This is a genomic window from Corynebacterium jeddahense, from assembly GCF_028609865.1.
Lineage (GTDB): Bacteria > Actinomycetota > Actinomycetes > Mycobacteriales > Mycobacteriaceae > Corynebacterium > Corynebacterium jeddahense.
Window position 1 is genome coordinate 735,494 of the sequence record NZ_CP063194.1, and the last position, 19,582, is coordinate 755,075.

The 19,582-nt window shown below is 69.6% G+C and carries 25 protein-coding genes; 15 read left to right on the forward strand and 10 right to left on the reverse strand.

Translation table 11 applies throughout. The features are described 5' to 3' along the window. Window positions 1–327 precede the first annotated feature (327 nt). Window positions 328–1,062, reverse strand: coding sequence for a M23 family metallopeptidase (locus tag CJEDD_RS03625; protein ID WP_042408373.1), 735 nt, complete (start codon window positions 1,060–1,062; stop codon window positions 328–330). Between the two features lie 282 nt (window positions 1,063–1,344). On the opposite strand from CJEDD_RS03625, the gene CJEDD_RS03630 reads away from it, so the two are divergent. From CJEDD_RS03630 to CJEDD_RS03655, 6 genes are all read left to right on the forward strand, one after another. Then, window positions 1,345–2,613 carry a cell division protein PerM gene (locus CJEDD_RS03630; RefSeq protein ID WP_273657627.1) on the forward strand — a complete coding sequence of 423 codons (1,269 nt, stop codon included), beginning with the start codon at window positions 1,345–1,347 and terminating at the stop codon, window positions 2,611–2,613. Continuing rightward, the gene (gene purN / locus CJEDD_RS03635; protein WP_042410103.1) at window positions 2,600–3,199 is read left to right on the forward strand and encodes a phosphoribosylglycinamide formyltransferase; all 600 of its coding nucleotides are present in this window, start codon (window positions 2,600–2,602) and stop codon (window positions 3,197–3,199) included. The genes CJEDD_RS03630 and purN overlap by 14 nt, the downstream gene beginning before the upstream one ends. Then, on the forward strand, window positions 3,183–4,712 hold the full coding sequence (gene purH / locus CJEDD_RS03640; RefSeq protein ID WP_042410109.1) for a bifunctional phosphoribosylaminoimidazolecarboxamide formyltransferase/IMP cyclohydrolase: 1,530 nt from the start codon (window positions 3,183–3,185) through the stop codon (window positions 4,710–4,712). Before purN ends, purH begins: the two co-directional genes overlap by 17 nt. 20 nt (window positions 4,713–4,732) lie before the next feature. Beyond that, window positions 4,733–5,578, forward strand: a complete 846-nt coding sequence (locus CJEDD_RS03645; RefSeq protein ID WP_052333882.1) for a serine hydrolase — start codon at window positions 4,733–4,735, stop codon at window positions 5,576–5,578. Window positions 5,579–5,688: 110 nt separating this feature from the next. Next, on the forward strand, window positions 5,689–6,333 hold the full coding sequence (locus CJEDD_RS03650) for a hypothetical protein (protein ID WP_157034543.1): 645 nt from the start codon (window positions 5,689–5,691) through the stop codon (window positions 6,331–6,333). Continuing rightward, on the forward strand, window positions 6,327–7,208 hold the full coding sequence (locus CJEDD_RS03655) for a serine hydrolase family protein (RefSeq protein ID WP_273657628.1): 882 nt from the start codon (window positions 6,327–6,329) through the stop codon (window positions 7,206–7,208). The genes CJEDD_RS03650 and CJEDD_RS03655 overlap by 7 nt, the downstream gene beginning before the upstream one ends. Here the strand turns inward: CJEDD_RS03655 and CJEDD_RS03660 are convergent. From CJEDD_RS03660 to CJEDD_RS03685, 6 genes are all read right to left on the reverse strand, one after another. Then, window positions 7,205–7,921 carry a TetR/AcrR family transcriptional regulator gene (locus CJEDD_RS03660; protein ID WP_042409515.1) on the reverse strand — a complete coding sequence of 239 codons (717 nt, stop codon included), beginning with the start codon at window positions 7,919–7,921 and terminating at the stop codon, window positions 7,205–7,207. The genes CJEDD_RS03655 and CJEDD_RS03660 overlap by 4 nt on opposite strands. 123 nt (window positions 7,922–8,044) lie before the next feature. Then, window positions 8,045–8,293 carry a 30S ribosomal protein S18 gene (gene rpsR, locus CJEDD_RS03665; protein ID WP_042409513.1) on the reverse strand — a complete coding sequence of 83 codons (249 nt, stop codon included), beginning with the start codon at window positions 8,291–8,293 and terminating at the stop codon, window positions 8,045–8,047. A gap of 12 nt (window positions 8,294–8,305) precedes the next feature. Continuing rightward, window positions 8,306–8,611, reverse strand: coding sequence for a 30S ribosomal protein S14 (rpsN, locus tag CJEDD_RS03670; protein WP_042409509.1), 306 nt, complete (start codon window positions 8,609–8,611; stop codon window positions 8,306–8,308). A gap of 3 nt (window positions 8,612–8,614) precedes the next feature. Beyond that, window positions 8,615–8,779: a 50S ribosomal protein L33 gene (gene rpmG, locus CJEDD_RS03675; RefSeq protein WP_042409507.1), complete on the reverse strand. Its 165-nt coding sequence runs from the start codon at window positions 8,777–8,779 to the stop codon at window positions 8,615–8,617. After that, window positions 8,779–9,015, reverse strand: coding sequence for a 50S ribosomal protein L28 (gene rpmB / locus CJEDD_RS03680; RefSeq protein WP_042409504.1), 237 nt, complete (start codon window positions 9,013–9,015; stop codon window positions 8,779–8,781). The genes rpmG and rpmB overlap by 1 nt, the downstream gene beginning before the upstream one ends. Window positions 9,016–9,218: 203 nt before the next feature. Continuing rightward, window positions 9,219–10,364, reverse strand: a complete 1,146-nt coding sequence (locus CJEDD_RS03685; RefSeq protein ID WP_042409502.1) for an SLC13 family permease — start codon at window positions 10,362–10,364, stop codon at window positions 9,219–9,221. Window positions 10,365–10,552: 188 nt separating this feature from the next. Between CJEDD_RS03685 and CJEDD_RS03690 the strand changes: the two genes are divergently transcribed. From CJEDD_RS03690 to CJEDD_RS03720, 7 genes are all read left to right on the forward strand, one after another. Next, window positions 10,553–10,825: a type B 50S ribosomal protein L31 gene (locus CJEDD_RS03690; RefSeq protein ID WP_042409499.1), complete on the forward strand. Its 273-nt coding sequence runs from the start codon at window positions 10,553–10,555 to the stop codon at window positions 10,823–10,825. A gap of 21 nt (window positions 10,826–10,846) precedes the next feature. Beyond that, window positions 10,847–11,020 (forward strand): 50S ribosomal protein L32, encoded by a 174-nt coding sequence (gene rpmF, locus CJEDD_RS03695; RefSeq protein WP_042409496.1) that lies wholly within the window; start codon window positions 10,847–10,849, stop codon window positions 11,018–11,020. Between the two features lie 116 nt (window positions 11,021–11,136). Continuing rightward, the gene (locus CJEDD_RS03700) at window positions 11,137–11,835 is read left to right on the forward strand and encodes a response regulator transcription factor (protein ID WP_042409493.1); all 699 of its coding nucleotides are present in this window, start codon (window positions 11,137–11,139) and stop codon (window positions 11,833–11,835) included. Next, window positions 11,832–13,292, forward strand: a complete 1,461-nt coding sequence (locus CJEDD_RS03705; protein WP_042409490.1) for a HAMP domain-containing sensor histidine kinase — start codon at window positions 11,832–11,834, stop codon at window positions 13,290–13,292. The genes CJEDD_RS03700 and CJEDD_RS03705 overlap by 4 nt, the downstream gene beginning before the upstream one ends. Before the next feature lie 82 nt (window positions 13,293–13,374). Further along, on the forward strand, window positions 13,375–14,691 hold the full coding sequence (locus CJEDD_RS03710) for a S1C family serine protease (protein ID WP_273657629.1): 1,317 nt from the start codon (window positions 13,375–13,377) through the stop codon (window positions 14,689–14,691). 53 nt (window positions 14,692–14,744) lie between these two features. Then, window positions 14,745–15,305 carry a MogA/MoaB family molybdenum cofactor biosynthesis protein gene (locus tag CJEDD_RS03715; protein WP_042410118.1) on the forward strand — a complete coding sequence of 187 codons (561 nt, stop codon included), beginning with the start codon at window positions 14,745–14,747 and terminating at the stop codon, window positions 15,303–15,305. Between the two features lie 12 nt (window positions 15,306–15,317). Continuing rightward, window positions 15,318–15,509, forward strand: coding sequence for a hypothetical protein (locus CJEDD_RS03720; protein ID WP_042410120.1), 192 nt, complete (start codon window positions 15,318–15,320; stop codon window positions 15,507–15,509). On the opposite strand, the gene mscL is transcribed toward CJEDD_RS03720, so the two are convergent. From mscL to CJEDD_RS03735, 3 genes are read right to left on the reverse strand one after another with little or no spacing between them, the layout of a single operon-like run. After that, on the reverse strand, window positions 15,506–15,934 hold the full coding sequence (gene mscL, locus CJEDD_RS03725) for a large conductance mechanosensitive channel protein MscL (protein ID WP_042410125.1): 429 nt from the start codon (window positions 15,932–15,934) through the stop codon (window positions 15,506–15,508). The two genes, CJEDD_RS03720 and mscL, sit on opposite strands and share 4 nt — an antisense overlap. Window position 15,935: 1 nt before the next feature. Next, complete coding sequence (locus CJEDD_RS03730; protein ID WP_042410128.1) at window positions 15,936–16,562, reverse strand: SAF domain-containing protein; 627 nt, start codon at window positions 16,560–16,562, stop codon at window positions 15,936–15,938. Beyond that, window positions 16,540–17,211 (reverse strand): 5-formyltetrahydrofolate cyclo-ligase, encoded by a 672-nt coding sequence (locus tag CJEDD_RS03735; protein WP_074432583.1) that lies wholly within the window; start codon window positions 17,209–17,211, stop codon window positions 16,540–16,542. Before CJEDD_RS03735 ends, CJEDD_RS03730 begins: the two co-directional genes overlap by 23 nt. A gap of 57 nt (window positions 17,212–17,268) precedes the next feature. On the opposite strand from CJEDD_RS03735, the gene CJEDD_RS03740 reads away from it, so the two are divergent. Both CJEDD_RS03740 and glp read left to right on the forward strand, forming a co-directional pair. After that, entirely contained in the window at window positions 17,269–18,252 is a 984-nt protein-coding gene (locus CJEDD_RS03740) for a UTP--glucose-1-phosphate uridylyltransferase (protein WP_273657630.1), read from the forward strand. 13 nt (window positions 18,253–18,265) lie between these two features. Next, the gene (glp, locus tag CJEDD_RS03745; RefSeq protein WP_042407936.1) at window positions 18,266–19,561 is read left to right on the forward strand and encodes a molybdotransferase-like divisome protein Glp; all 1,296 of its coding nucleotides are present in this window, start codon (window positions 18,266–18,268) and stop codon (window positions 19,559–19,561) included. Window positions 19,562–19,582 lie beyond the last annotated feature (21 nt).

Genomic DNA, 19,582 nt, shown 5'->3' on the forward strand with positions numbered 1-19,582 from the left:
GATACCTTTTCTTCTCGGCAGCAAGGGGCGGCGCAGGGGCGGCGAAGACGCAGCCTGGCCGCGAGCACAGCCGTAGAATGTATCGCCCGCCCAGCGCCCAGGCAACGCTTTGACGTGCACGTTTGTTCTAATTCCCGGCCTGTCTTGACCGAACGTCCAGCTCACCGCGCGTGTTACTGGTGTGAAAAAAGTTACCAATGTGGTTAGGGTGCGGGGGTGGGGAACGTACCCCCGGCGCCGGGTCCGGCGCGTGTCGGGCGCGCGAAAACGGGGCCCGTCCGCTATGGAAAGCGGCGGGCCCCGTCGAGGGAAGCGCGGGAATTGCGGCTACAGGCTGATGCCTCGCGCGGCGAGCCACGGCGCCGGGTCGACCGCGGTGGCACCGTCCGGCCAGATCTCGAAGTGGAGGTGGGTGCCGGTGGAGAAGCCCATGCTGCCCATGCCGGCGATGGTCTGGCCGGCCTGGACGTGCTCGCCGACGGAGACGTAGAGGGACTGCATGTGGCCGTACACGGAGATCGCGCCGTCGTTGTGGCGGATGCGGATCCACTGGCCGTAGCCCTGCGCCGGGCCGGAGTCGATGACGGTGCCCTCTTCCACCGCGCGGATCGGGGTGCCGGGCACGTTCGCGATGTCCACGCCAGAGTGCATCGCGCCCCAGCGCATGCCGAAGCCGGAGGTGTAGGCGCCATCGGCGGGCTTGATGGACAGCGGGGCGCGGGCGGCCTCGTCGAGGCGGGCGACCTCGTCGGAGTGCTGCACGGCCTTGGTGAGCTGGTCGGACAGGTTGTCCACCGGCTTGTACTCGGCGATCGCGAGGATCTGCGGGGACTGCTCCGCGGCCTCACCCGCAGCCGGCTGCGACTGCAGCTCGGCGGCGTCGGAGGCGAGCTTGATGTTCACGGCATCGCCTTCAGCGTCGTGCGAGGTGAGCGCGCCAGCGGCGAGGCCGGAGAACCCTGCGGTGGACACGGCACCGGTGGCCACAGCCACGGCTGCGACGCGCCCCTTGTTCGGGGACTGCTTGCGGTGCTTCCCGCCCTGCTTTGTGGAGTTGAACATGAGCCCTCTTCGAGATCGTCCGTTGGTCGCACCCGCGGCTCAGCGCAGAACCGTGACCTTCCTGTTATCTACGAGAGGTTACTGTAACGAATTGGTTTCATACAGGCAACACAGAATCTGAAAAAACTCTAAATCGCGTCCAAACTCGCGAACGTTACATCGCGCCCGACCTCAAAACCCCACGCCACGCCGTTCCGAGCCGGCATGAACGTGGCGCACGTCGCAGGTGTAGCGGGTGTCACTTCGCCGCGCACCCGCCGCGCAATGGCAGAGTGAGTACCGATGAGCACGAACCCACAGACACGTTCCGGCATGCGCCCCGGGCGGCCCGAGGCATCCCCGCGGCGCCAGCGTGGCGGCAACGCCAACCGCCGGATCACCGGCGTCCGGCGCCGGGAGCAGACCGACCGCGTCCCGCAGACCACGCGCGAGCGGTTCCGCCACTACCTCCAGTTCGCGCTCGTGCCCAACCTCGCGCTCGCGCTCGGCGCCGTCGCCGTGTGCCTCGCCGTCATCCTCATCTGCGGGTGGCGGCTGGCCTACCTGCCTTCCGCGGTGGGGGAGACGTGGTTCGTCCTCCACGGGGTGCCGTTGCGTATCGACGGCGTCACGCTCACCAACATGCCCCTGTTGCCGCCGCTTGCCGTGACGGGGATCGTCGCCACGCAAGTGCGCAAGGCGACCGCGAAGCGGGTGAGCATCCTCGACCTGCTGGCCCTGCTCACGCTCATCCTCGCGCTGCCGCTCGTGCTGAGCCTGATCGCCCTGTTCATGGTCTACGACGCCTCCGCGGTCTTCCCCGTGGAGACGCCGAACGTGGCGGTCGCGCTGGCGAGCCCGCTCGTGGTTCACTTCGTCGGCTTCGTCCTCGGCATCAAGCCGGTGGTGTGGAGCGCGCTCGCGGCCCGTGCCGACGTGCCGAAGGGCGTCGTCGGCGCCGCCCAGGCGGCCGGGAAGCTCGTCGTGCGGCTCGCCGTGGCGGCGGCCGTCGTCTACCTCGTCGCGCTCGCGGCCGGCTACCACCGCGTGGGCGAGCTGGCGGATCAGTTCCCGCAGCTCGGCGCCGGCGGCAAGGCGGGGCTCGCGGGCGTGAGCCTGCTCTACCTGCCCAACGCGGTCGTTGCGCAGCTCGCGGTGCTGCTCGGCGGGGCGTTCACGTGCGGCGGCGGCAGTGCAAACCTCTTCGCGCTCACGAACGTCGCCTACCCGCCGCTGCCGCTGTTCGCCGCGATCCCGGCCGAGCTGCCCGGGTGGGCGCCCGTCCTCCTCGTCGTCCCGGCCGCGGTGATCCTCCACGCCCTGCTCACAGCGCCGCTGCCGTTGCGCGACACCGTCGCCGCCGCAACCTGGGCCGCGCTCGTCGGTGCACTGCTCGGCGTGTTCGCGTCCGGCACGGCAGGCGCCTACGGGCTCGTCGGCACCGACCCGTTTGTCCTCGCAATGCTGCTGTTCATCTGGGTCGCCGCGATCGGCGCGCTGGCCCGCGGCGTGGCGCTGCTGAGGCAACGCGCGACGCGCGGGCGCGGTGACTACACTGATGCGGGTGAGTGACTCTGCGAATTCGGTGGCCGTGCTCGTGTCGGGCACTGGCACGCTGCTGAAAGCGATACTCGATAACCAAAAGGACCGCTACCGCGTCGACCTCGTGGTGGCGGATCAAATTTGTCCGGGGGTGCAGCGGGCGAAGAATGCGGGGATCCGCACCGCCATCGTGCCGATGGAGACGAACCGCAACGAGTGGAACGCCAAGCTCACGGCCACCGTCGCGGCGGTCGAGCCGGACCTCGTGGTCTCCGCGGGCTTCATGCGCGTGCTCGGCCCCGCGTTCCTCGAGCGGTTCGAGGGGCGCACCATCAACGCCCACCCCTCGCTGCTGCCCGCGTTCCCCGGTGCCCACGCCGTCCAGGACGCGCTCGACTACGGCGTGAAGGTCACCGGCTGCACCGTGCACTACATCGATGCGGGCGTGGATACCGGCGAGATCATCGCCCAGCGCCCCGTGGTCATCGAAGCGGGCGATACCAGGCTCACACTGCACGAGCGGATCAAGAAGGCCGAGCGCGAGCAGATCGTGGACGTCCTCAGTAACGCGACCATTCAAGACGGAAAGGCTGTTTTCTATGTCGACCGAGATTAAGCGTGCGCTGATCAGCGTCTACGACAAGACCGGGCTGGAGGAGCTGGCCCGAGCCCTTGGCGAGGCGGGGGTGGAGATCGTCTCCACGGGCTCCACCGCCAAGCGCATCGCGGAGGCGGGCGTGCCCGTCACCGAGGTCGCCGAGCTCACCGGTTTCCCCGAGGTCCTCGACGGGCGTGTGAAGACGCTGCACCCGCGCGTGCACTCCGGCATCCTCGCCGACCTGCGCAAGGACGACCACGCCCGGCAGCTCGAGGAGCTGGGCATCGAGCCGTTCCAGCTCGTGGTGGTCAACCTGTACCCGTTCGAGGAGACCGTCGCCTCCGGCGCCAGCTACGACGAGTGCGTCGAGCAGATCGACATCGGTGGCCCGTCGATGGTCCGCGCCGCGGCGAAGAACCACCCGTCCGTCGCCGTGGTCACCTCCCCGCAGCGCTACGCCGACGTCATCGAGGCCGTGCGCGGTGAGGGCTTCAGCCTCGACGAGCGCAAGCAGCTCGCCCTCGAGGCGTTCACGCACACCGCGCGCTACGACGCCGCCGTGTCCTCCTGGTTCGCATCCCAGCTTGGCGACGCCTCCGGCGATGCCGCGTCCACCCCGCTGCGCTACGGCGAGAACCCCCACCAGGCGGCCCGCCTGGAGAGCGAGGGCTGGGGCCTGGCCGGCGCGAAGCAGCACGGCGGCAAGGAGATGAGCTACAACAACTACCAGGACGCGGACGCCGCCTGGCGCGCCGCGTGGGACCACGACGAGGCGTGCGTGGCCATCATCAAGCACGCGAACCCGTGCGGCGTCGCCGTGTCGGCCACCTCGATCGCGGAGGCGCATGCGAAGGCGCACGCCTGCGACCCGGTCTCGGCTTACGGCGGGGTCATCGCCTGCAACCGCGAGGTCACACTCGAGCTCGCGGAGCAGATCAAGCCGATCTTCACCGAGGTGGTCATCGCGCCGTCCTACGCGCCGGACGCGCTCGAGCTGCTGCAGACGAAGAAGAACCTGCGCATCCTCGAGGTGCAGCCGCGCGAGCAGGAGGAGGAGCGCAAGCAGATCGCCGGCGGCTGGCTCGTCCAGGAGCGCGACCGCTTCCAGGCGGAGGGCGACAACCCGGCGAACTGGACCCTCGCCGCGGGCGAGCCGGCGGACGAGGCGACGCTGGCGGACCTCGCGTTCGCGTGGCGGGCCATCCGCTGCGTGAAGTCGAATGCGATCCTCATCGCGTCCGAAGGGGCGTCGGTAGGCATCGGCATGGGCCAGGTCAACCGCGTCGACTCCGCCAAGCTCGCCGTGGACCGCGCGAACACTCTCGACGAGGGGCGCAACCGCACGAACGGCGCCGTTGCCGCGTCCGACGCGTTCTTCCCGTTCGCTGACGGGTTCCAGCTGCTCGCGGACTCCGGCGTGAAGGCCGTGGTTCAGCCGGGCGGCTCCATCCGCGACGAGGAGGTCATCGCCGCGGCCAAGGAGGCAGGCGTGACCATGTACCTCACCGGCACCCGCCACTTCGCCCACTAGCTACACCCCAGAAAATTCCCGTGTCTTCCAAAGCTGCCGCGCTGGCGCTGTCCGCAGGCCTGGCGCTTCCCACCTACACGGCCATCGAACAGATCCCGGTCGTCGGCCAGCCGATTGTGCAAGCGTACAACCAGCTCCCGCCGCAGGTGCAGCGGGCGATCCACCTGCCGCTGCCGTTGACGTCGCCGGAGCGGCAGGAGGCGGAACGTCGCGTCGATACGCAAGCCGCCCTCGACCGCCTTGTGGCGGACGTGGTGGCGCGCCACGGGGGACGCGCGGCCGTCTCCGTGGGCGGCGTGACCGCCGGCGACAACCGGCCCGAGCCGGCGTTTTCGACGATGAAGGTCCCCCTTGCCATTGCGGCGCTGCGCCAGAGCCAGGCGTTCTACCCGGACGCCGAGGCAGCGGTGACTCGCTCGGACAACGCCGCCGCGTACCGGATGTTCGCCCAGGTGCCGTCGCAGGCGTACGGGTCCGTGATCGCGGAGGCGGGATCGCGCACCACCAACTCGGCGGCGTACCAGATGAGCACGATGTGGACGACGAGCGACCAGGCCGCCTTCGCCGCCGGGCTGCGCTGCGTGCGGGGCCACGAGCCGGTGCTGGAGATGATGGGCCGCATCGTGGACTACCAGCGGTGGGGCCTGGGCCGCGTCCCGGGGGCCCGGTTCAAGGGCGGGTGGAACTACTACCAGAACGGCCACCTGGCCAGGCAGTTCGGCCTCATCCCCGGGCCGAACGGGGACGTCGCGGTGGCCATCACCGCGTACAGCCCGAACGGCCACGAGGGCAGCTACGCCATGCTCAGCGAGCTGGCGAACGGTCTCGCGGGGATGCGCGCGGATCTGTCGCCATCGCGCTGCTGACCGCGGTGCTGCGCGGCGTATGCCGGTGTTTTAGAATTTATTGCGACCAGCTGCGAGGCAGCAACGAGGTAGACGCTGGCGCCGCCGCGGTGCCGCGGGAAGGCGCGGACATGTCCAACCAGAATTCCAACGGGTTCTACCCAGACGAGCGGTACAATACCGACCCCGAGATCGGGCGTACCGAGCAATTCGGGGCGGTGCCGCAGCAGCAGTACCCGCAGCAGTACGGACAGCCCCAGTACCAGCAGCCTCAGTACCAGCAGCCGCAATACCAGCAGCAGTACGCCCAGCCCTACGCGGGCGGCTACCCGCAGCAGCCCCAGCCGGAACGGCGCGGGATGAACGGCTGGCTCATCGCGCTCCTCGTGCTGCTCGTCGCGGGCATCGTCGGCGCGCTCGCGTACCTCGGCGGCACCGGCGCCTTCAACCGGTCGAGCGAGCCCGTGACGTCCACCGTGGTGGAGACCCAGACCATGGAGAGATCCAGCGCCACCCAGGCGCCGGCCCCAGCCGAGCCCGCGAAGCCGAGCCGTCGCACCTACAGCAACTACGCGCCGAACACGAGTGTCACCAGCTCCGGGTTCGCCGCCAACGTGTACTCCGCGTTCATCGACGAGTACAACCGCACCGGCAACGCCAACATCACCGTTTCCGCTTACAGCCCCGCCACGGGCCAGACCTACCGCATGTCCTGCAGCGGCGCCGCGACGGTGCTCTGCTCCGGCGGCAACAACGCGCAGGTCAAGATTTGGTAGGCAGCCGCGCTCGCGCCGCCGGCGTGCTCGCCTGCGCGACGCTCGCCCTCGCGGGATGCGGGACGGACGAGGCGCCCACCCCGGTCACCGTCACCAGCACGTCGTACATCCCGCCGGCCCAGGCCCCCGCGCCGCCGCCCGCCGCACCACCCGCGCCGCCCTCGCCCGTCGACGCCACGGATGCGCAGTCGCTTCTCGACGCCACGGTGGCCGACACAGTCGCCTCATTCGGCGGCCAACTCGGTGCCGCCACCCTCGCGGAGGCGGGCCCGATCGCGGCCGGCTTCACCGACGCGAGCCCGGCCTGGTCCACCATCAAGGTGCCCATCGCGGTTGCCACGATGCGCACGCACCCGGAGCTCGCCGACTCGGTGCGCGCGGCGATCACGCTCTCGGACAACAATGCGGCGGAGCTGATGTTTGCCACGGTCGGGCCGGAGCCCGTCGATACGGTGCTTGCGGAGGCAGGGCTCGACGCTGCGGTGAACACGGTCAAGGTGCGCCCCGAATTCAGCACGTTCGGGCAGACCGCGCTCGGGGTTGCCGACGAGGCGGCGCTCGCGGACCACCTCGCCTGCCTCGCGGGCGCGGCCGACGTGCTATCGCTCATGGGGCAGGTGGACGCCTCCCAGGCGTACGGCCTCGGCTCGGTGGGCGCGCTGTTCAAGGGCGGGTGGGGCCCGGACGCCGCCGGTATGTACCAGGTGCGCCAGCTCGGGCTCATGCCGCGCGGCGACGGCACGTTCGCGCCCGTGGCGCTCACGGCGCTGCCCGCGGACGGCTCGTACGCCACCGGGCAGGCGATGCTCAACGCCGCGGCGCAGCAGCTCGCCGCGAACGCGGTGGCGCTGCCCGTTGCGAGCTGCCAGCCCTAGCGGCCGGCCTTCCCGTCGGCGCTGTCCGTGCCTTCGGTGCCACGCTCGTCGGACACGAGCGCGACGAGCTCGAGCATGCGCTCGGTGCGCCGCTCTGGCAGGTCGGTGTGGAGGACGTCGAGCACGGCGTCCGCGATGGTGACGGAGGGCTCCGGCAGGGCGTCGTCGACAAGCGGATAGGGCGCGGTGCCGGTGTTGTCGCGCATCTCGATGGCGGCGAGCGTCATGTGGAAGGGCAGCTCGATGCGCGGGTCGTCCTCGCCGACGATCTGCGCGGCGAGGCCCTTAAAGATGTCCTCGAGGCGCTGCCGGGCCTCGTGGTACTCCGCGAACTCCTCGGAGAAGAGCACGGGCAGCTGGTAGAGGCGCCCGACGTTCCAATTCGAGGACAGGAGGATGCGCGTTTCCGCGGCGACGAGCGCCCAGAGCTTCACCGCGGCGGTCTCGTCGGTCTCCGCGAGGTCGGAGGCGAGGTCGAGCGCGGGCTGGATGGTGCCCATGAGGAGGGTGATGAAGATGTCGCGCTTGGAGGGGAAGTGGTAGTACAGCGACGCCTGGCGCATGCCGACGGCGTCCGCGATGTCGTGCGTCGACGTGGTAGCGAAGCCCTTCCTTGTGAACAGCTCCGAGGCGGCGTCGAGGATCTCGTCTCGGGCGGTGGCCCCGCGGCGCCGCGGGCTCTGCTTGCGCGGGCGGCCGACTGGTTTAGCCATGTGCACTCCTCTCCATGAACCGGCGCTAACTATAGATGAAAAGCACCCGCGCTCAACCCTGCGGGAGGGGAGTGCGGGTGCTTTCGAGCCGAAGACTCTACGCTGTCATCGTCAACCGGCTGATTAGCGGGTGGTGAACGGCAGAAGAGCCATCTCGCGGGCGTTCTTCACCGCGGTAGCAACCTGGCGCTGCTGCTGCGGAGTCAGGCCCGTCACGCGGCGGGAGCGGATCTTGTGACGGTCGGAGATGAACAGACGCAGGGTCTCCACATCCTTGTAATCGACCTTCTCGATGCCCTTCGCCTTCAGCGGGTTCTTCTTCGGGCGACGGGACTGCTCCATACGCGGCTTACGCGTGTTGTTGCGCTTCATTCTCAGTCCTCCTTACCACGAAGACTTACGGACGCCAGGCAGCTCACCGCGGTGGGCCATCTCGCGCATACGGACACGGGAAACACCGAACTTGCGGAGGTAGCCGCGCGGGCGGCCGTCACGCGAGTCGCGGTTGCGCACGCGCACCGGGGAGGCGTCACGCGGCTGACGGTTGAGCTCGAACTGAGCATCGAGACGGTCCTCGTCGGACGTCTCCGGGTTCTTGATGATCGCCTTGAGCTCGTTACGGCGTTCTGCGTAGCGAGCGACGGTCTCCTTGCGCTGTTCGTTCTTAGCGATCTTGGACTTCTTCGCCATGGATTATCGCTCCTCGCGGAATTCGACGTGCTTGCGCGCAATCGGGTCGTACTTCTTCAGCGAGATGCGATCCGGGTTGTTGCGCTTGTTCTTGCGGGTGACGTAGGTGAAGCCGGTGCCCGCGGTCGACTTCAGCTTGATGATCGGGCGGATGTCATTGCGTGCCATTAGATCTTCTCACCTCGTGCTCGGATCTGGGCCACGACGGACTCGATGCCGTCGCGGTCGATGATCTTCAGGCCCTTGGTGGAGACGTTCAGGGTGATGGTACGGCCCTCGGAGGGCAGGTAGAACTTCCGCTTCTGCACGTTGGGGTTCCAACGGCGAGAGTGGCGGCGGTGCGAGTGCGAGACGGTCTTGCCGAACGACGGCTGACGTCCCGTGACCTGGCAATGTGCCGACATGGGTTAGCTTCCTTACTCTTCTTGCCGCCCACGCATCGATCACAAAATGAGGAAAGCACCAGGTGAGGGGCGGAGTGAGGGTCCGCGGTCGGTGCTCGTGCAATCGGTTGACGCAGGCGTATACGTGTACTTCGACAACAGCGAGTGACAACCATACAGCCTGGCGGGCCGGATTCCTAATTGCTCCCCGCCGCTCTGCGGTGCTACGGCAGCGCGAGGACCGCCGCGCCCACCGCGGCCGGAGCGATCGCGAGCCCCCACCCCACGAACACGCGCCACGGCACCCGCACGTCCGCCCGCTTGAGCTGGTCCGCCCACAGCAGCGTGGCCAGCGACGCCCACGGCGTGACGACGGGCCCAAGGTTCACCCCCGCGAGCAACGCGAGCGCGTGCGGCGCGTCCGCCGCGGCGGGCTCGAGCGCGAGGTACGCCGGGATGTTGGTGATCACGTTGGCGCCGAGCGCCCCGGCCGCAGCGAGCGCCGCGGGGTGCGCACCATCGAGCGCCTGCGTGACGACGTCGTTACCGCCCAGCACGCCCACCAGCGACGCCGCCGCCGAAAGCGCCGTCGTCAGCGCGAGCGCGCCCCACGGCACGAGGGTAGCGATGTCCCGCGCTGGCCCGCGGCGGTGTTCCGCCCCGACCGCGGCGGCCATCGCCCCGGCGGCGACGAGGGCGGTGGCCCAGTAGGGCACCGGCGTGAGCAGCGCCGCGACGGTGCACCCGAGGACGGCGAGCGCCGCGGTCGGGCGCGCTGGGGGATTACCCGCGCCCGCCTCCGGCGCCGCATGCCCGGGACGGCCGGGGAAGCGCCGACTCGCCGCGAGGGAGGCCGCGGCGGCCACGGCGATGCCCGCCGCAGCCGGCCGGGCGGCAAGGCGGATGTACTCGCCGGGGGAGGCGAACACGCCACCGCCGACTGCGAGCAGGTTCGTCAGGTTTGAGACCGGCAGCGGCAGGGAGGCGAGGTTCGCCGTCCACACGACGGCAAGCCCGAGCGCGGCCGGGTGGAACCCGAAGCGCCGCGCGAGCACCACCGCGAGCGGGGTGAACATGATCGCGGTCGTATCCAAGGAGAGGAATACGGTGGAGGCGACGCACAGGCAGAAGAAGCCGACCATGACGGCGCTGCGGCGCCCCGTGGCGCGCCCCAGCCTGTCGACGGCCCACGCGAAGACCCCGGCGCGCGACGCGAAGTTCACCAGCACGGACATCGCCGCGGCGAAGCCGAGCACCGGGAGCAGGCGCAGCACGAGCTCGCCGGCCGCGGAGGCGTCGGCGCACGCGAGGGCGACGAGCGCGGCGGCGGCTGCGGCCGGGGCTTTATAAGGGGCGGTCTGGTTGGGCATGAGGTCCGGGAGGGGTGGCGTCGAGAAGCGAAATCGCGATTAGGCGAGTGTGCAGGTGAACTGTATGCTATTGCGAGTTGTCCGGCGCCCGCCGGGCGAAACATCCATTTCGCACCCAACTCGGGCACGATCCGCAGGTTCGCCGCGGAACCGACCCGTAGTTCAATCCTGAGGGAGACGAAGATACTATGAGGAATGACATTCACCCGGATTACCACCCGGTGATTTTCCAGGACGCGAACACGGGCGACAAGTTCCTGACGCGCTCCACCCTGACCTCCGCGCGCACGGAACAGTGGGAAGACGGTAACGAGTACCCGCTCGTCGTGGTCGACGTGACCTCCGAGTCCCACCCGTTCTGGACCGGCGCTCAGCGTCTCATGGACACCGCTGGCCGCGTCGAGAAGTTCAACCAGCGTTTCGGTGGCATGGCCCGCCGCAAGAAGAAGAGCGCAAACTAAAGGTCACAAAGGAGAAACACCATGGCAACCCCGAAGTTCAGGATGTCCCGCGCGAACACGCACTCCCGCCGTTCGCAGTGGAAGGCCGACAACGCGGATCTGCAGACCGTGAAGGTCGACGGCCGCGAGGTCCGCATCCCGCGCCGCCTGGTCAAGGCCGCGCAGGCTGGCCTGATCGACGTCGAGCAGTTCTAGCCGCACGCGCGGGTGCGAGTCCGCGTCACCAACCTCGCCACTAACCGGGTGCCCTCACAGGACCCGGTTTCTTGCTGTCATTTCACACTTAAAGAAAAATAAGTCATAATATCCCTATGAAAATTCTCGTCGCCGATGATGAGCAGGCTGTCCGCGAGTCGCTGCGCCGCTCCCTCCGGTTCAACGGATACGACGTTGTGCTCGCGGAGGACGGGGAGGACGCGCTCGAGCAGATCCGCGCGGAACAGCCCGACCTGACCATCCTCGACCTCATGATGCCGAAGCTCGACGGCCTCGGCGTGTGCCGCACGCTGCGCTCGTCCGGGTACGACGGGCCGATCCTCATGCTCACCGCGCGTGACGGGGTGTCCGACCGCGTCGCGGGCCTGGACGCGGGCGCGGACGATTACCTGCCGAAGCCGTTCGCGCTCGAGGAGCTGCTCGCGCGCGTCGGGTCGCTGCTGCGCCGCAGCCGGTCGGAGTCGCGCAAGGTCGCCGAGGAGCCGTCGACGACGCTGCAGTTCGAGGACCTCGTCATGGACACCTCCACCCGCGACGTCACCCGCGCCGGGCGGCCGATCTCGCTCACCCGCACCGAGTTCGCGCTGCTGCACCTGCTCATGCAGAACCCGCGCCACGTGCTGGCGCGCCAGACCATCCTCGAGGAAGTGTGGGGCTACGACTTCCCGACGTCCGGCAACGCCCTCGAGGTCTACATCGGCTACCTGCGCCGCAAGACTGAGGCGGGCGGTGAGTCCCGCCTGATCCACACCGTGCGCGGCGTCGGCTACGTCCTGCGGGAGACCGCCCCGTGATCCTGCGCCGTTCCGGCGGGGAGGCGCAGCCGCACCTGTCCGGGGCCGGGCATTCGCTCCGCCTCCGGCTCGCCGCGCTGGCGGGGATCATCGTCGCCGTCGTCATCCTCGTCACCGCGTTGTTCGCGTACCGTCTCGCGCTGACGACGCGGATGAACGTGATGGACAACGACCTGCGCACGAAGACGCTCGGCGTCTCACTGCAGCTGCGCGACGCGAACCCGGACGAGATCCGCAGCGAGCTCGCGTCGTTCAAGCGCTACAACCCGTGGTTCGAGGTCGCTGTGTCGCCGGCCGACGAGGACGTCTATTACGGCGACCCGGTGCCGGTGACCGGCCCGTTCACCGTCGCATCCTCCACCGGCGACGAGCTGTCGCAGCAGACGATCGGCTCCGACCGCGTCGTGGTGCGGCGCAGCCAGTCGGGGCTGACGGTGGCGATGTCGAGCCCGAAGGATCCGTTCGGGGTCTTCTCCGGCAGCTGGGCCGCGGCGGCGCTCGTGCTCATCGGCACCGGCGGGCTGCTGGCGTGGGGCGCCGGCGCGCTCATCTCCGCGGTCGGGCTCGCCCCGGTGCGGCGCCTGCACCGCGCGATCGATTCGGCCAACGAGTCTGACCAGCTCGAGCAGCTGCCGGTCGAGGGCGACGACGAGTTCGCCGACATCACCACGTCGGTAAACACCATGATCAGCACCCTCGAGGATTCCAAGACACGGCAGGCGCAGCTTGTCGCGGACGCCGGCCACGAGCTGAAAACCCCGCTCACCTCGATGCGTACGAACATCGAACTGCTCATGATGCTGCACAACACCGGGCAGCAGGACCAGATCTCCGAGCAGGACCGCAAGGACCTCGAGCGCGACGTCATGGCGCAGATGGAGGAGATGTCCATCCTCATCGGGGACCTGGTCAACCTCGCCCGCGACGAGGCGCAGGGGGCGGAGCCGGAAGACTTTAGGCTCGACGAGGTGCTCGAGGAGGCCGTCAACCGCGTGCGCCGCCGCCGCCCCGACGTGACCTTCCTGTTCGAGGCGGACCCGTGGGTCATCCACGGCGACCGTTTCGCGATGGGCCGCGCGCCGATCAACCTCATCGACAACGCCGCGAAGTGGTCGCCCGAGGGCGGCACGGTGCGCGTCTCGCTCAAGGCGGCGACCCGGAACGCGGTGCTCATCGTGGACGATTCCGGCCCCGGCATCGCCCCGGCGGAGCGCGAGAAGGTCTTCGAGCGGTTCTACCGCGCCCCGGAGTCGCGTTCGATGCCGGGCTCCGGACTCGGCCTCGCAATTGTGAAGCAGGTTTTCAACCGCCACAGCGCCACGATCGTCGTGGAGGAGTCGGACGACGGCGGCGCTCGCTTCCGCGTCGTCTTCCCCGGGCGGCTGCCTGACGACGACTCGCGCGACCTCGCGTCCGAGCGCACCTCGCGCGTCATCCCGAAGAAGAGCTACAGCTAACAGCAATCGTTCAGGAAACGCTACGATTCACCCTCCTCGCCCTGAAGAACCGGCACAGGAGGGGCGGGCATACTGTCCCCTCATGACCCAGAAGTACAACCCCGAGGACGGCCGGGAACGGGCCGCGGATCCGGGAGAAACGTCGAGCTACCCCGCCTACACGCCGCAGCAGAACGGCGAGTACAACACCAGCCAGTACTACGCCCCCACCGGTTCGGCGCCGCAGACGGGCGGCGTCTACACGGTGCCGCCCGAAATCGCGGCGTCCGCGCCGGCGAAGAAGCGCGGGGGCGCCGCCACCGCGTTTGCCGTCGCGCTCGCGACCGCGCTCGTCGCCGGCGGCGGCGCGGGCTACCTCGCCGGCTCGGCGAAGGACAGCTCGAGCTCGACGAGCCACACGGACTCGCAGACCTCCTCCGAGCCGGACAACGCGCTGAAGAACCCCACCGTCGCCAGCCACGACGAGGCCCCGGACGGCTCCGTCGAGCAGGTCGCGGCGGACGTGCTGCCCTCGGTGGTGTCCATCGAGGTGGCCACGCGCCGCGGCGGCGACGAGGGCTCCGGCTCCATCATCTCCTCCGACGGCTACGTGCTCACCAACCACCACGTCATCGCGGACGCGGCGAACCCGGGGGCAGAGATCCAGGTCACGTTGAACGACGGCTCGCGCCACAGTGCCAAGTTCGTCGCCTCCGACGTGAATACGGACGTCGGCGTGATCAAGATCGACGACGTGAACAACCTGCCCGTGATCAAGTTCGGCAACTCCGACGACCTCAAGGTCGGCCAGGGCGTCGTCGCCGTCGGTTCGCCGCTCGGCCTCTCGGCCACCGTGACCAGCGGCATCGTGTCGGCGCTCAACAGGCCGGTGCGTGCCGCGCAGGGCGGGGGAGAAAGCTCGCTCATGGACGGCATCCAAACCGACGCCGCGATCAACCCGGGCAACTCCGGCGGCCCGCTCGTGGACATGCACGGCAACCTCATCGGCATGAACTCGGTCATCGCGTCGCTGTCCTCCGGCGGCTACGGGGAGCAGAGCTCGGGCGGCTCGATCGGCCTCGGCTTCGCCATCCCCTCGAACTTCGCCAAACGCGTCGCGGATCAGCTCATCGAGAAGGGGCAGGCCACCCAGCCGATGCTCGGCGTGCGCGTGAGCGCGCAGGACACCCTCACCAGCGGCGCCGTCGTCGCGGCGGTGGAGCCGGGCAGCCCCGCGGAGAAGGCCGGCCTCAAGCAGGGCGACACGATCATCAAACTGGACGACCGTACGATCGACTCGGCGGACGCCCTCATCGCCGCGACCCGCTCCCAGGACTTCGGCCAGACTGTGACGCTGCAGGTGATGCGTGGCAATAGCTCGGATCCGATTCCGGTAGAGGTGACCTTAAGTTCGGAGTAAGTTCTTAACGGACGTAGCCGCCCAGATACTCGCCCGACGGGAGCCTGACACCGATGCCGGAACTGTTCGACTCGCTCGACATCAATGAGCCCGACGAGGCGAGCCTGCGCGCCTCCGAATTGGAGTGCGGATCGCCCGCCCACCCGTGCGCCATCGTGGTGCTCGTGGGCGACCGCCGGTACGACGCGCCGGGGGACAACACCGACGAAATGGTGGTCGAGCTCCTCCAGGAGGTGGGCTTCCAGGTCGACGGCGTCGTGCGCGTGAAGTCGAAGAAATCGGAGATCAGAAAGGCCATCGAGACGGGCGTCGTCGGCGGCGTGGACCTCGTGCTCACGCTCGGTGGGACCGGGGTAGGCCCGCGCGACAAGACGCCGGAGGCCACGCGCGCCGTCATCGACAAGCTGGTGCCGGGCGTGAGCCAGGCCATCCGCGCCTCCGGGCAGGCGTGCGGCGCCGTTGACTCCTGCACCTCGCGCGGCGTGTGCGGGGTCTCTGGCTCGACGGTCGTGGTCAACTTGGCGTCGAGCCGCCAGGCCATCCGCGACGGCGTATCGACGATAGCTCCGCTGGTCACCCACCTCATCGGCGAGCTCAACCAGTACACGGTCTAACCGGCGCACCACATGGAACGGCGCAGCAGGCGGCGCGCGGTGCGCAAGGCCGAGGTGGAGTATGACAGGTCGGCGGACACGCCGTCGATACGCAAAAGCCCGGCCTTCGACGACGAGCGCGAGGTGCTGCTCGACGACGAAGAGCCGGGGCTTTCGGGCCGCGATTTTTACGAGGCGGAGCGGCCTCCGCACTACGGCGACTAGTTCAGCGTCGTACGGGTGGTGGTGGAGTTCGGGTTCTGGCCGGCGAGCAGGTCGCGGATCTCGGCGAGCAGCTCGGTGTCGGTCGGCTCCGGCTTCTCCGGGTCGATGCCCTTGCGGCGCTTCTGCGCCTCGTCGAGCTTGTTCATCGGCATGACGAGCACGAAGTAGATGACGGCGGCGATGAGCAGGAAGTTGATGATGGCGGTGAGCACGGCGCCGAAATCGACGAACGTGTTCTCGTTGCCCTCGCGGACGTAGAAGCCCAGGCCGGAGTAATCGACGCCGCCGAGGGCGGCGAGCAGCGGGTTGATGATGGCGTCGGAGAACGCAGTGACCACGGCAGTGAATGCCGCACCGATAACAACACCGACGGCAAGCTCGATGACGTTGCCGCGCATGATGAATTCTTTAAAACCTTGAAGCATGCTACGGAATACTAAATGGGGTTGAACGCTTGCTCAACACGAGGGTGAGCGGCTCGCTCAACGCTGCGGCCGCGACGGCGAGCGCTTCCGGCTGTCGCAGCAGGACCAGCGCGGTTCCCTCGTCCGCGACGGTGACCACGCGTCCGCCGGAGGCGACGGTGCGCGGGCCCTGGCCGACAACGTCCACGACCGCCCCGTGGTGCAGCATGGGGATGATCCCGGGCTCCGCGAGCGGCACCGGCACCATGGAGAACTCTTCGCCCTCCGCCGCACCGGCCGTGAGCGCGGCGGCGAGGTCGGGACCGACGAGGCGCACCGACGTGACCACCTCGCCCTCCGCGGCCGCCGCGGCGAGGACCTGCCCCTCGGCGAGCGCCGGGTCCGAAAGCGCGCCGCGTGGCACCGCCTGCGCGGGCAGCCTGGCGAGCACGACGTCGTCCGCCGTGAGCGTCGTGCCGGGGGCGACGTCGCGGGCGAAGGTGAGGGTGAGTGGGTCGGCGCGCGCCGCGCTCAGCAGCACGTGCAGCGCGGCGGCGAGCACGAGCGCGGCGGCGGCGAGCCTGCGCAGGAGCACGGAGCGGCGGTAGCCGGGAGTGCGGAGGCGATCAATCTGTGCGGAAAGGTCCATGGGCATTAGACGCGCGGACGGCGCCCGCGGTTCCGCCGACGCGGAAAAAACCCGCCGGGGTGATCACCGCGTCGACGGGCTGGTCGTGCGAGTCGTGGGGGACCGCGTCGACGACCTCCTCGTCGAAGACCACCGCCGCGACGGGCACCCCGAGCCCGGCGAGCGCACGGTCGTAGTAGCCCGCGCCCTTGCCCAGGCGCATTCCTTGCGTATCGACGGCGAGCGCCGGGGCGATGACCAGCCCGCAGGAGCGCAGCACCGCCGAGGTGTAGCGCGCCCCGCCCGGCTCTGTGACGCCGAGGGCGCCCGCCGCCGTCGCCCCGCCGAGCTGCGCCCACGCGAGCACTCCGCCGGGCAGCGAGATGGGGAGGAACAGCGTGCGCGCGTGCGGGGCGAGCAGCTGCGCGAAGTCCGCCGGGCCCGGTTCGGAGGGCAGGGGGTTGTACGCCGCGATGTTTGCACCGACCGCGCCGAACTCCTCCATGCAGTCGAGTGTGGCCGCCACGAGCGCGCGGTCGAGGACGTGCTTGCGCTCCGGCTGCGCGCGCAGCGCTGCGCGGGCGGCGGCGTGCGCGGCGCGCATGGCGCGCTTCGCCGCGGCGGCGTCTGCTGGGTCTGGCGCCGGGTCTGGCGGCGGGGCGGTTGTCACGGCGCTCCTGGGGTCGCATACGGGTTCGGGCATGTGTGGGCTGTAGGCTCAACGTTCATGCAGGATTCTACTGACCAGACCACCCGGGCGAGCCGCGCTGGCGGCCCGAGCGTGAAGACTGTGGTGGTGCCGGCGGCGGGGATGGGCACGCGGTTTTTGCCGGCGACGAAGACGGTGCCGAAGGAGCTTCTGCCGGTGGTGGATACCCCGGGCATTGAGTTGATCGCGGAGGAGGCCGCGGCGTTGGGGGCGCAGCGGTTGGCCGTGGTGGTCGCGCCGAATAAGGAGGAGATCATGCGGCACTTCGGCGAGTTCGCCGAGCTGCAGCGGATCATGCTCGCCCGCGGCAAGGACGAGCAGGCGGCGAAGGTCGGCCGCGCGAACGGCCTGATCGAGGCCGTGGCGGTAACGCAGGATCAGCCGCTGGGCCTCGGGCACGCGGTGGGGTGCGCGGAGGCGGCGCTCGACGAGGACGAGGATGTTGTCGCCGTGATGCTGCCGGATGACCTGGTGTTGCCGGTGGGCGTGATGGAGAAGATGGTGGCGGTGCGCGAGCAGCTCGGGGGTTCGGTGTTGTGCGCGTTTAACGTCACGCGCGATGAGGTGTTCAACTACGGGGTGTTCGACGTGGAGGAGCCGGTCGACGGCTTCGACGGGTTTGAGGTGCGTCGGGTGCGCGGGATGGTGGAAAAGCCTGCTGTTGAGGATGCGCCGTCGACGTTGGTGGCCACGGGCCGGTATTTGCTGGATCGGGGGGTTTTTGATGCGTTGCGCCGCATCGAGCCGGGCAAGGGTGGGGAGTTGCAGCTCACGGATGCGATTGAGTTGATGATCTCGGAGGGGCATCCGGTGCATGTGGTGGTGCACGAGGGCAAGCGCCACGATCTGGGGAACCCGGGCGGGTATATCCCGGCGAACGTGGACTTCGGGTTGCGGGACGCGAAGTACGGCCCGGCCCTGTACACCGCGGTGAAGAAGATCATCGCCGACTACGAAGCGGAGCACCCCGGGCTTGCCGGCGGCGCTTCCGCGCAAGATTAGATAGGGCACTCGAATGCGCAGCGTTGAGGACCAGCTGGCGATGGTGGTCGATGCGGCGGCCACCCCGGAGCCGATCCGCGTCGCGCTCACGGACGCGCTGGGCATGATGTGCGCCGAGGAGGTCACCGCGACGCGCCAGGTGCCCGGCTTCGCCCAGGCGGCCGTCGACGGCTTCGCCGTGCGCGCGGTGGACGTGGGCGGCTCGGTGGGCCTGCGCAGGCGCGAGGCCGACGCGGGCGAGGCCGACGACGGCGGGGAGCCGCCACACCCGCCCCGCGAGCGCGCGCTGCCCGTCGTCGGCGAGGTGCCCGCCGGTTCCCAGAAGCCGCTGCGCCTCCAGCCGCGCCAGGCGGTGCGGGTGGCCACCGGCGCGCCGCTGCCCACGCTCGCGGATGCGGTGCTGCCGCTCGAGTGGACGGACCGCGGCCGCAAGCGCGTCACGCCCGAGCGCGCCGTGCGCTCCGGAGACTTCGTACGCAAGCCCGGCGACGACATCCAGCCCGGCGACGTCGCGGTGCGTCAGGGCACGGTGCTCGGCCCCGCCCAGATCGGTCTCGCCGCGGCGGCCGGGCGCGACAAGCTGCTCGTCTACCCGCGCCCGCGCGTGACGGTGATGAGCTACGGGCTCGAGCTCGTCGAGCTGGACCGCGACCCCGGCCTGGGCCAGGTCTACGACATCGCCTCCTACGTCGTGGCCGCCGCCGCGAAGGAGGCGGGGGCGGATGTGCAGCGCGCCGGCATCATCAACGCGGAGCCGCGCCGGTTGCGCGAGACCATCGCCGGGCACGTGGCCAAGAGCGAGTTCGTCGTTGTCACTGGCGCGGTTGGCGGCTCCGGCGCTGCGCCCGTGCAGGAGATCCTCCGCGAGCTCGGCGAGATCGACACCTCCCGCGTGGCCATGCACCCCGGCTCGGTGCAGGGCTTCGGCCTGCTGGGGGAGGAGCGGGTGCCCGTTTTCCTCCTCCCGTCGAACCCGGTGAGCGCGCTCGTCATCGCGGAGACGTTCATCCGTCCCGCGATCCGCCGCTCGCTCGGCAAGTCCGCGTTGCAGCGCCGCACCGTCCAGGCCCGCTCCATGCGCGAGCTCGATTCGATCCCGGGCCGCCGCGGCTTCATCCGCGCCCGTCTCATGCGTGACGCCGACAGTGGCGAGTACCTCGTCGAGGCGCTCTCCGCGCTCGAGGCCGGGCCGACCCACCTGCTCGCCGGGTTTGCCGAGGCCAACGCCATGATCCACCTCCCCGAGGACGCCACCCACGTGCGCCCCGGCGACGTCGTCGACGTCGAGTTCCTCAGCCAGCGCAGCTAGGACGCCACCCGCCGTGTTTGG

Bases quoted from the DNA above. Each gene is read 5' to 3' on its own strand.
- CJEDD_RS03625 (WP_042408373.1), bottom strand. From the start codon at position 1,062: ATGTTCAACTCCACAAAGCAGGGCGGGAAGCACCGCAAGCAGTCCCCG.
- CJEDD_RS03630 (WP_273657627.1), top strand. From the start codon at position 1,345: ATGAGCACGAACCCACAGACACGTTCCGGCATGCGCCCCGGGCGGCCC.
- purN (WP_042410103.1), top strand. From the start codon at position 2,600: ATGCGGGTGAGTGACTCTGCGAATTCGGTGGCCGTGCTCGTGTCGGGC.
- purH (WP_042410109.1), top strand. From the start codon at position 3,183: ATGTCGACCGAGATTAAGCGTGCGCTGATCAGCGTCTACGACAAGACC.
- CJEDD_RS03650 (WP_157034543.1), top strand. From the start codon at position 5,689: ATGTCCAACCAGAATTCCAACGGGTTCTACCCAGACGAGCGGTACAAT.
- CJEDD_RS03660 (WP_042409515.1), bottom strand. From the start codon at position 7,921: ATGGCTAAACCAGTCGGCCGCCCGCGCAAGCAGAGCCCGCGGCGCCGC.
- rpsR (WP_042409513.1), bottom strand. From the start codon at position 8,293: ATGAAGCGCAACAACACGCGTAAGCCGCGTATGGAGCAGTCCCGTCGC.
- rpsN (WP_042409509.1), bottom strand. From the start codon at position 8,611: ATGGCGAAGAAGTCCAAGATCGCTAAGAACGAACAGCGCAAGGAGACC.
- rpmG (WP_042409507.1), bottom strand. From the start codon at position 8,779: ATGGCACGCAATGACATCCGCCCGATCATCAAGCTGAAGTCGACCGCG.
- rpmB (WP_042409504.1), bottom strand. From the start codon at position 9,015: ATGTCGGCACATTGCCAGGTCACGGGACGTCAGCCGTCGTTCGGCAAG.
- CJEDD_RS03685 (WP_042409502.1), bottom strand. From the start codon at position 10,364: ATGCCCAACCAGACCGCCCCTTATAAAGCCCCGGCCGCAGCCGCCGCC.
- CJEDD_RS03690 (WP_042409499.1), top strand. From the start codon at position 10,553: ATGAGGAATGACATTCACCCGGATTACCACCCGGTGATTTTCCAGGAC.
- rpmF (WP_042409496.1), top strand. From the start codon at position 10,847: ATGGCAACCCCGAAGTTCAGGATGTCCCGCGCGAACACGCACTCCCGC.
- CJEDD_RS03700 (WP_042409493.1), top strand. From the start codon at position 11,137: ATGAAAATTCTCGTCGCCGATGATGAGCAGGCTGTCCGCGAGTCGCTG.
- CJEDD_RS03710 (WP_273657629.1), top strand. From the start codon at position 13,375: ATGACCCAGAAGTACAACCCCGAGGACGGCCGGGAACGGGCCGCGGAT.
- CJEDD_RS03715 (WP_042410118.1), top strand. From the start codon at position 14,745: ATGCCGGAACTGTTCGACTCGCTCGACATCAATGAGCCCGACGAGGCG.
- CJEDD_RS03720 (WP_042410120.1), top strand. From the start codon at position 15,318: ATGGAACGGCGCAGCAGGCGGCGCGCGGTGCGCAAGGCCGAGGTGGAG.
- mscL (WP_042410125.1), bottom strand. From the start codon at position 15,934: ATGCTTCAAGGTTTTAAAGAATTCATCATGCGCGGCAACGTCATCGAG.
- CJEDD_RS03730 (WP_042410128.1), bottom strand. From the start codon at position 16,562: ATGGACCTTTCCGCACAGATTGATCGCCTCCGCACTCCCGGCTACCGC.
- CJEDD_RS03740 (WP_273657630.1), top strand. From the start codon at position 17,269: ATGCAGGATTCTACTGACCAGACCACCCGGGCGAGCCGCGCTGGCGGC.
- glp (WP_042407936.1), top strand. From the start codon at position 18,266: ATGCGCAGCGTTGAGGACCAGCTGGCGATGGTGGTCGATGCGGCGGCC.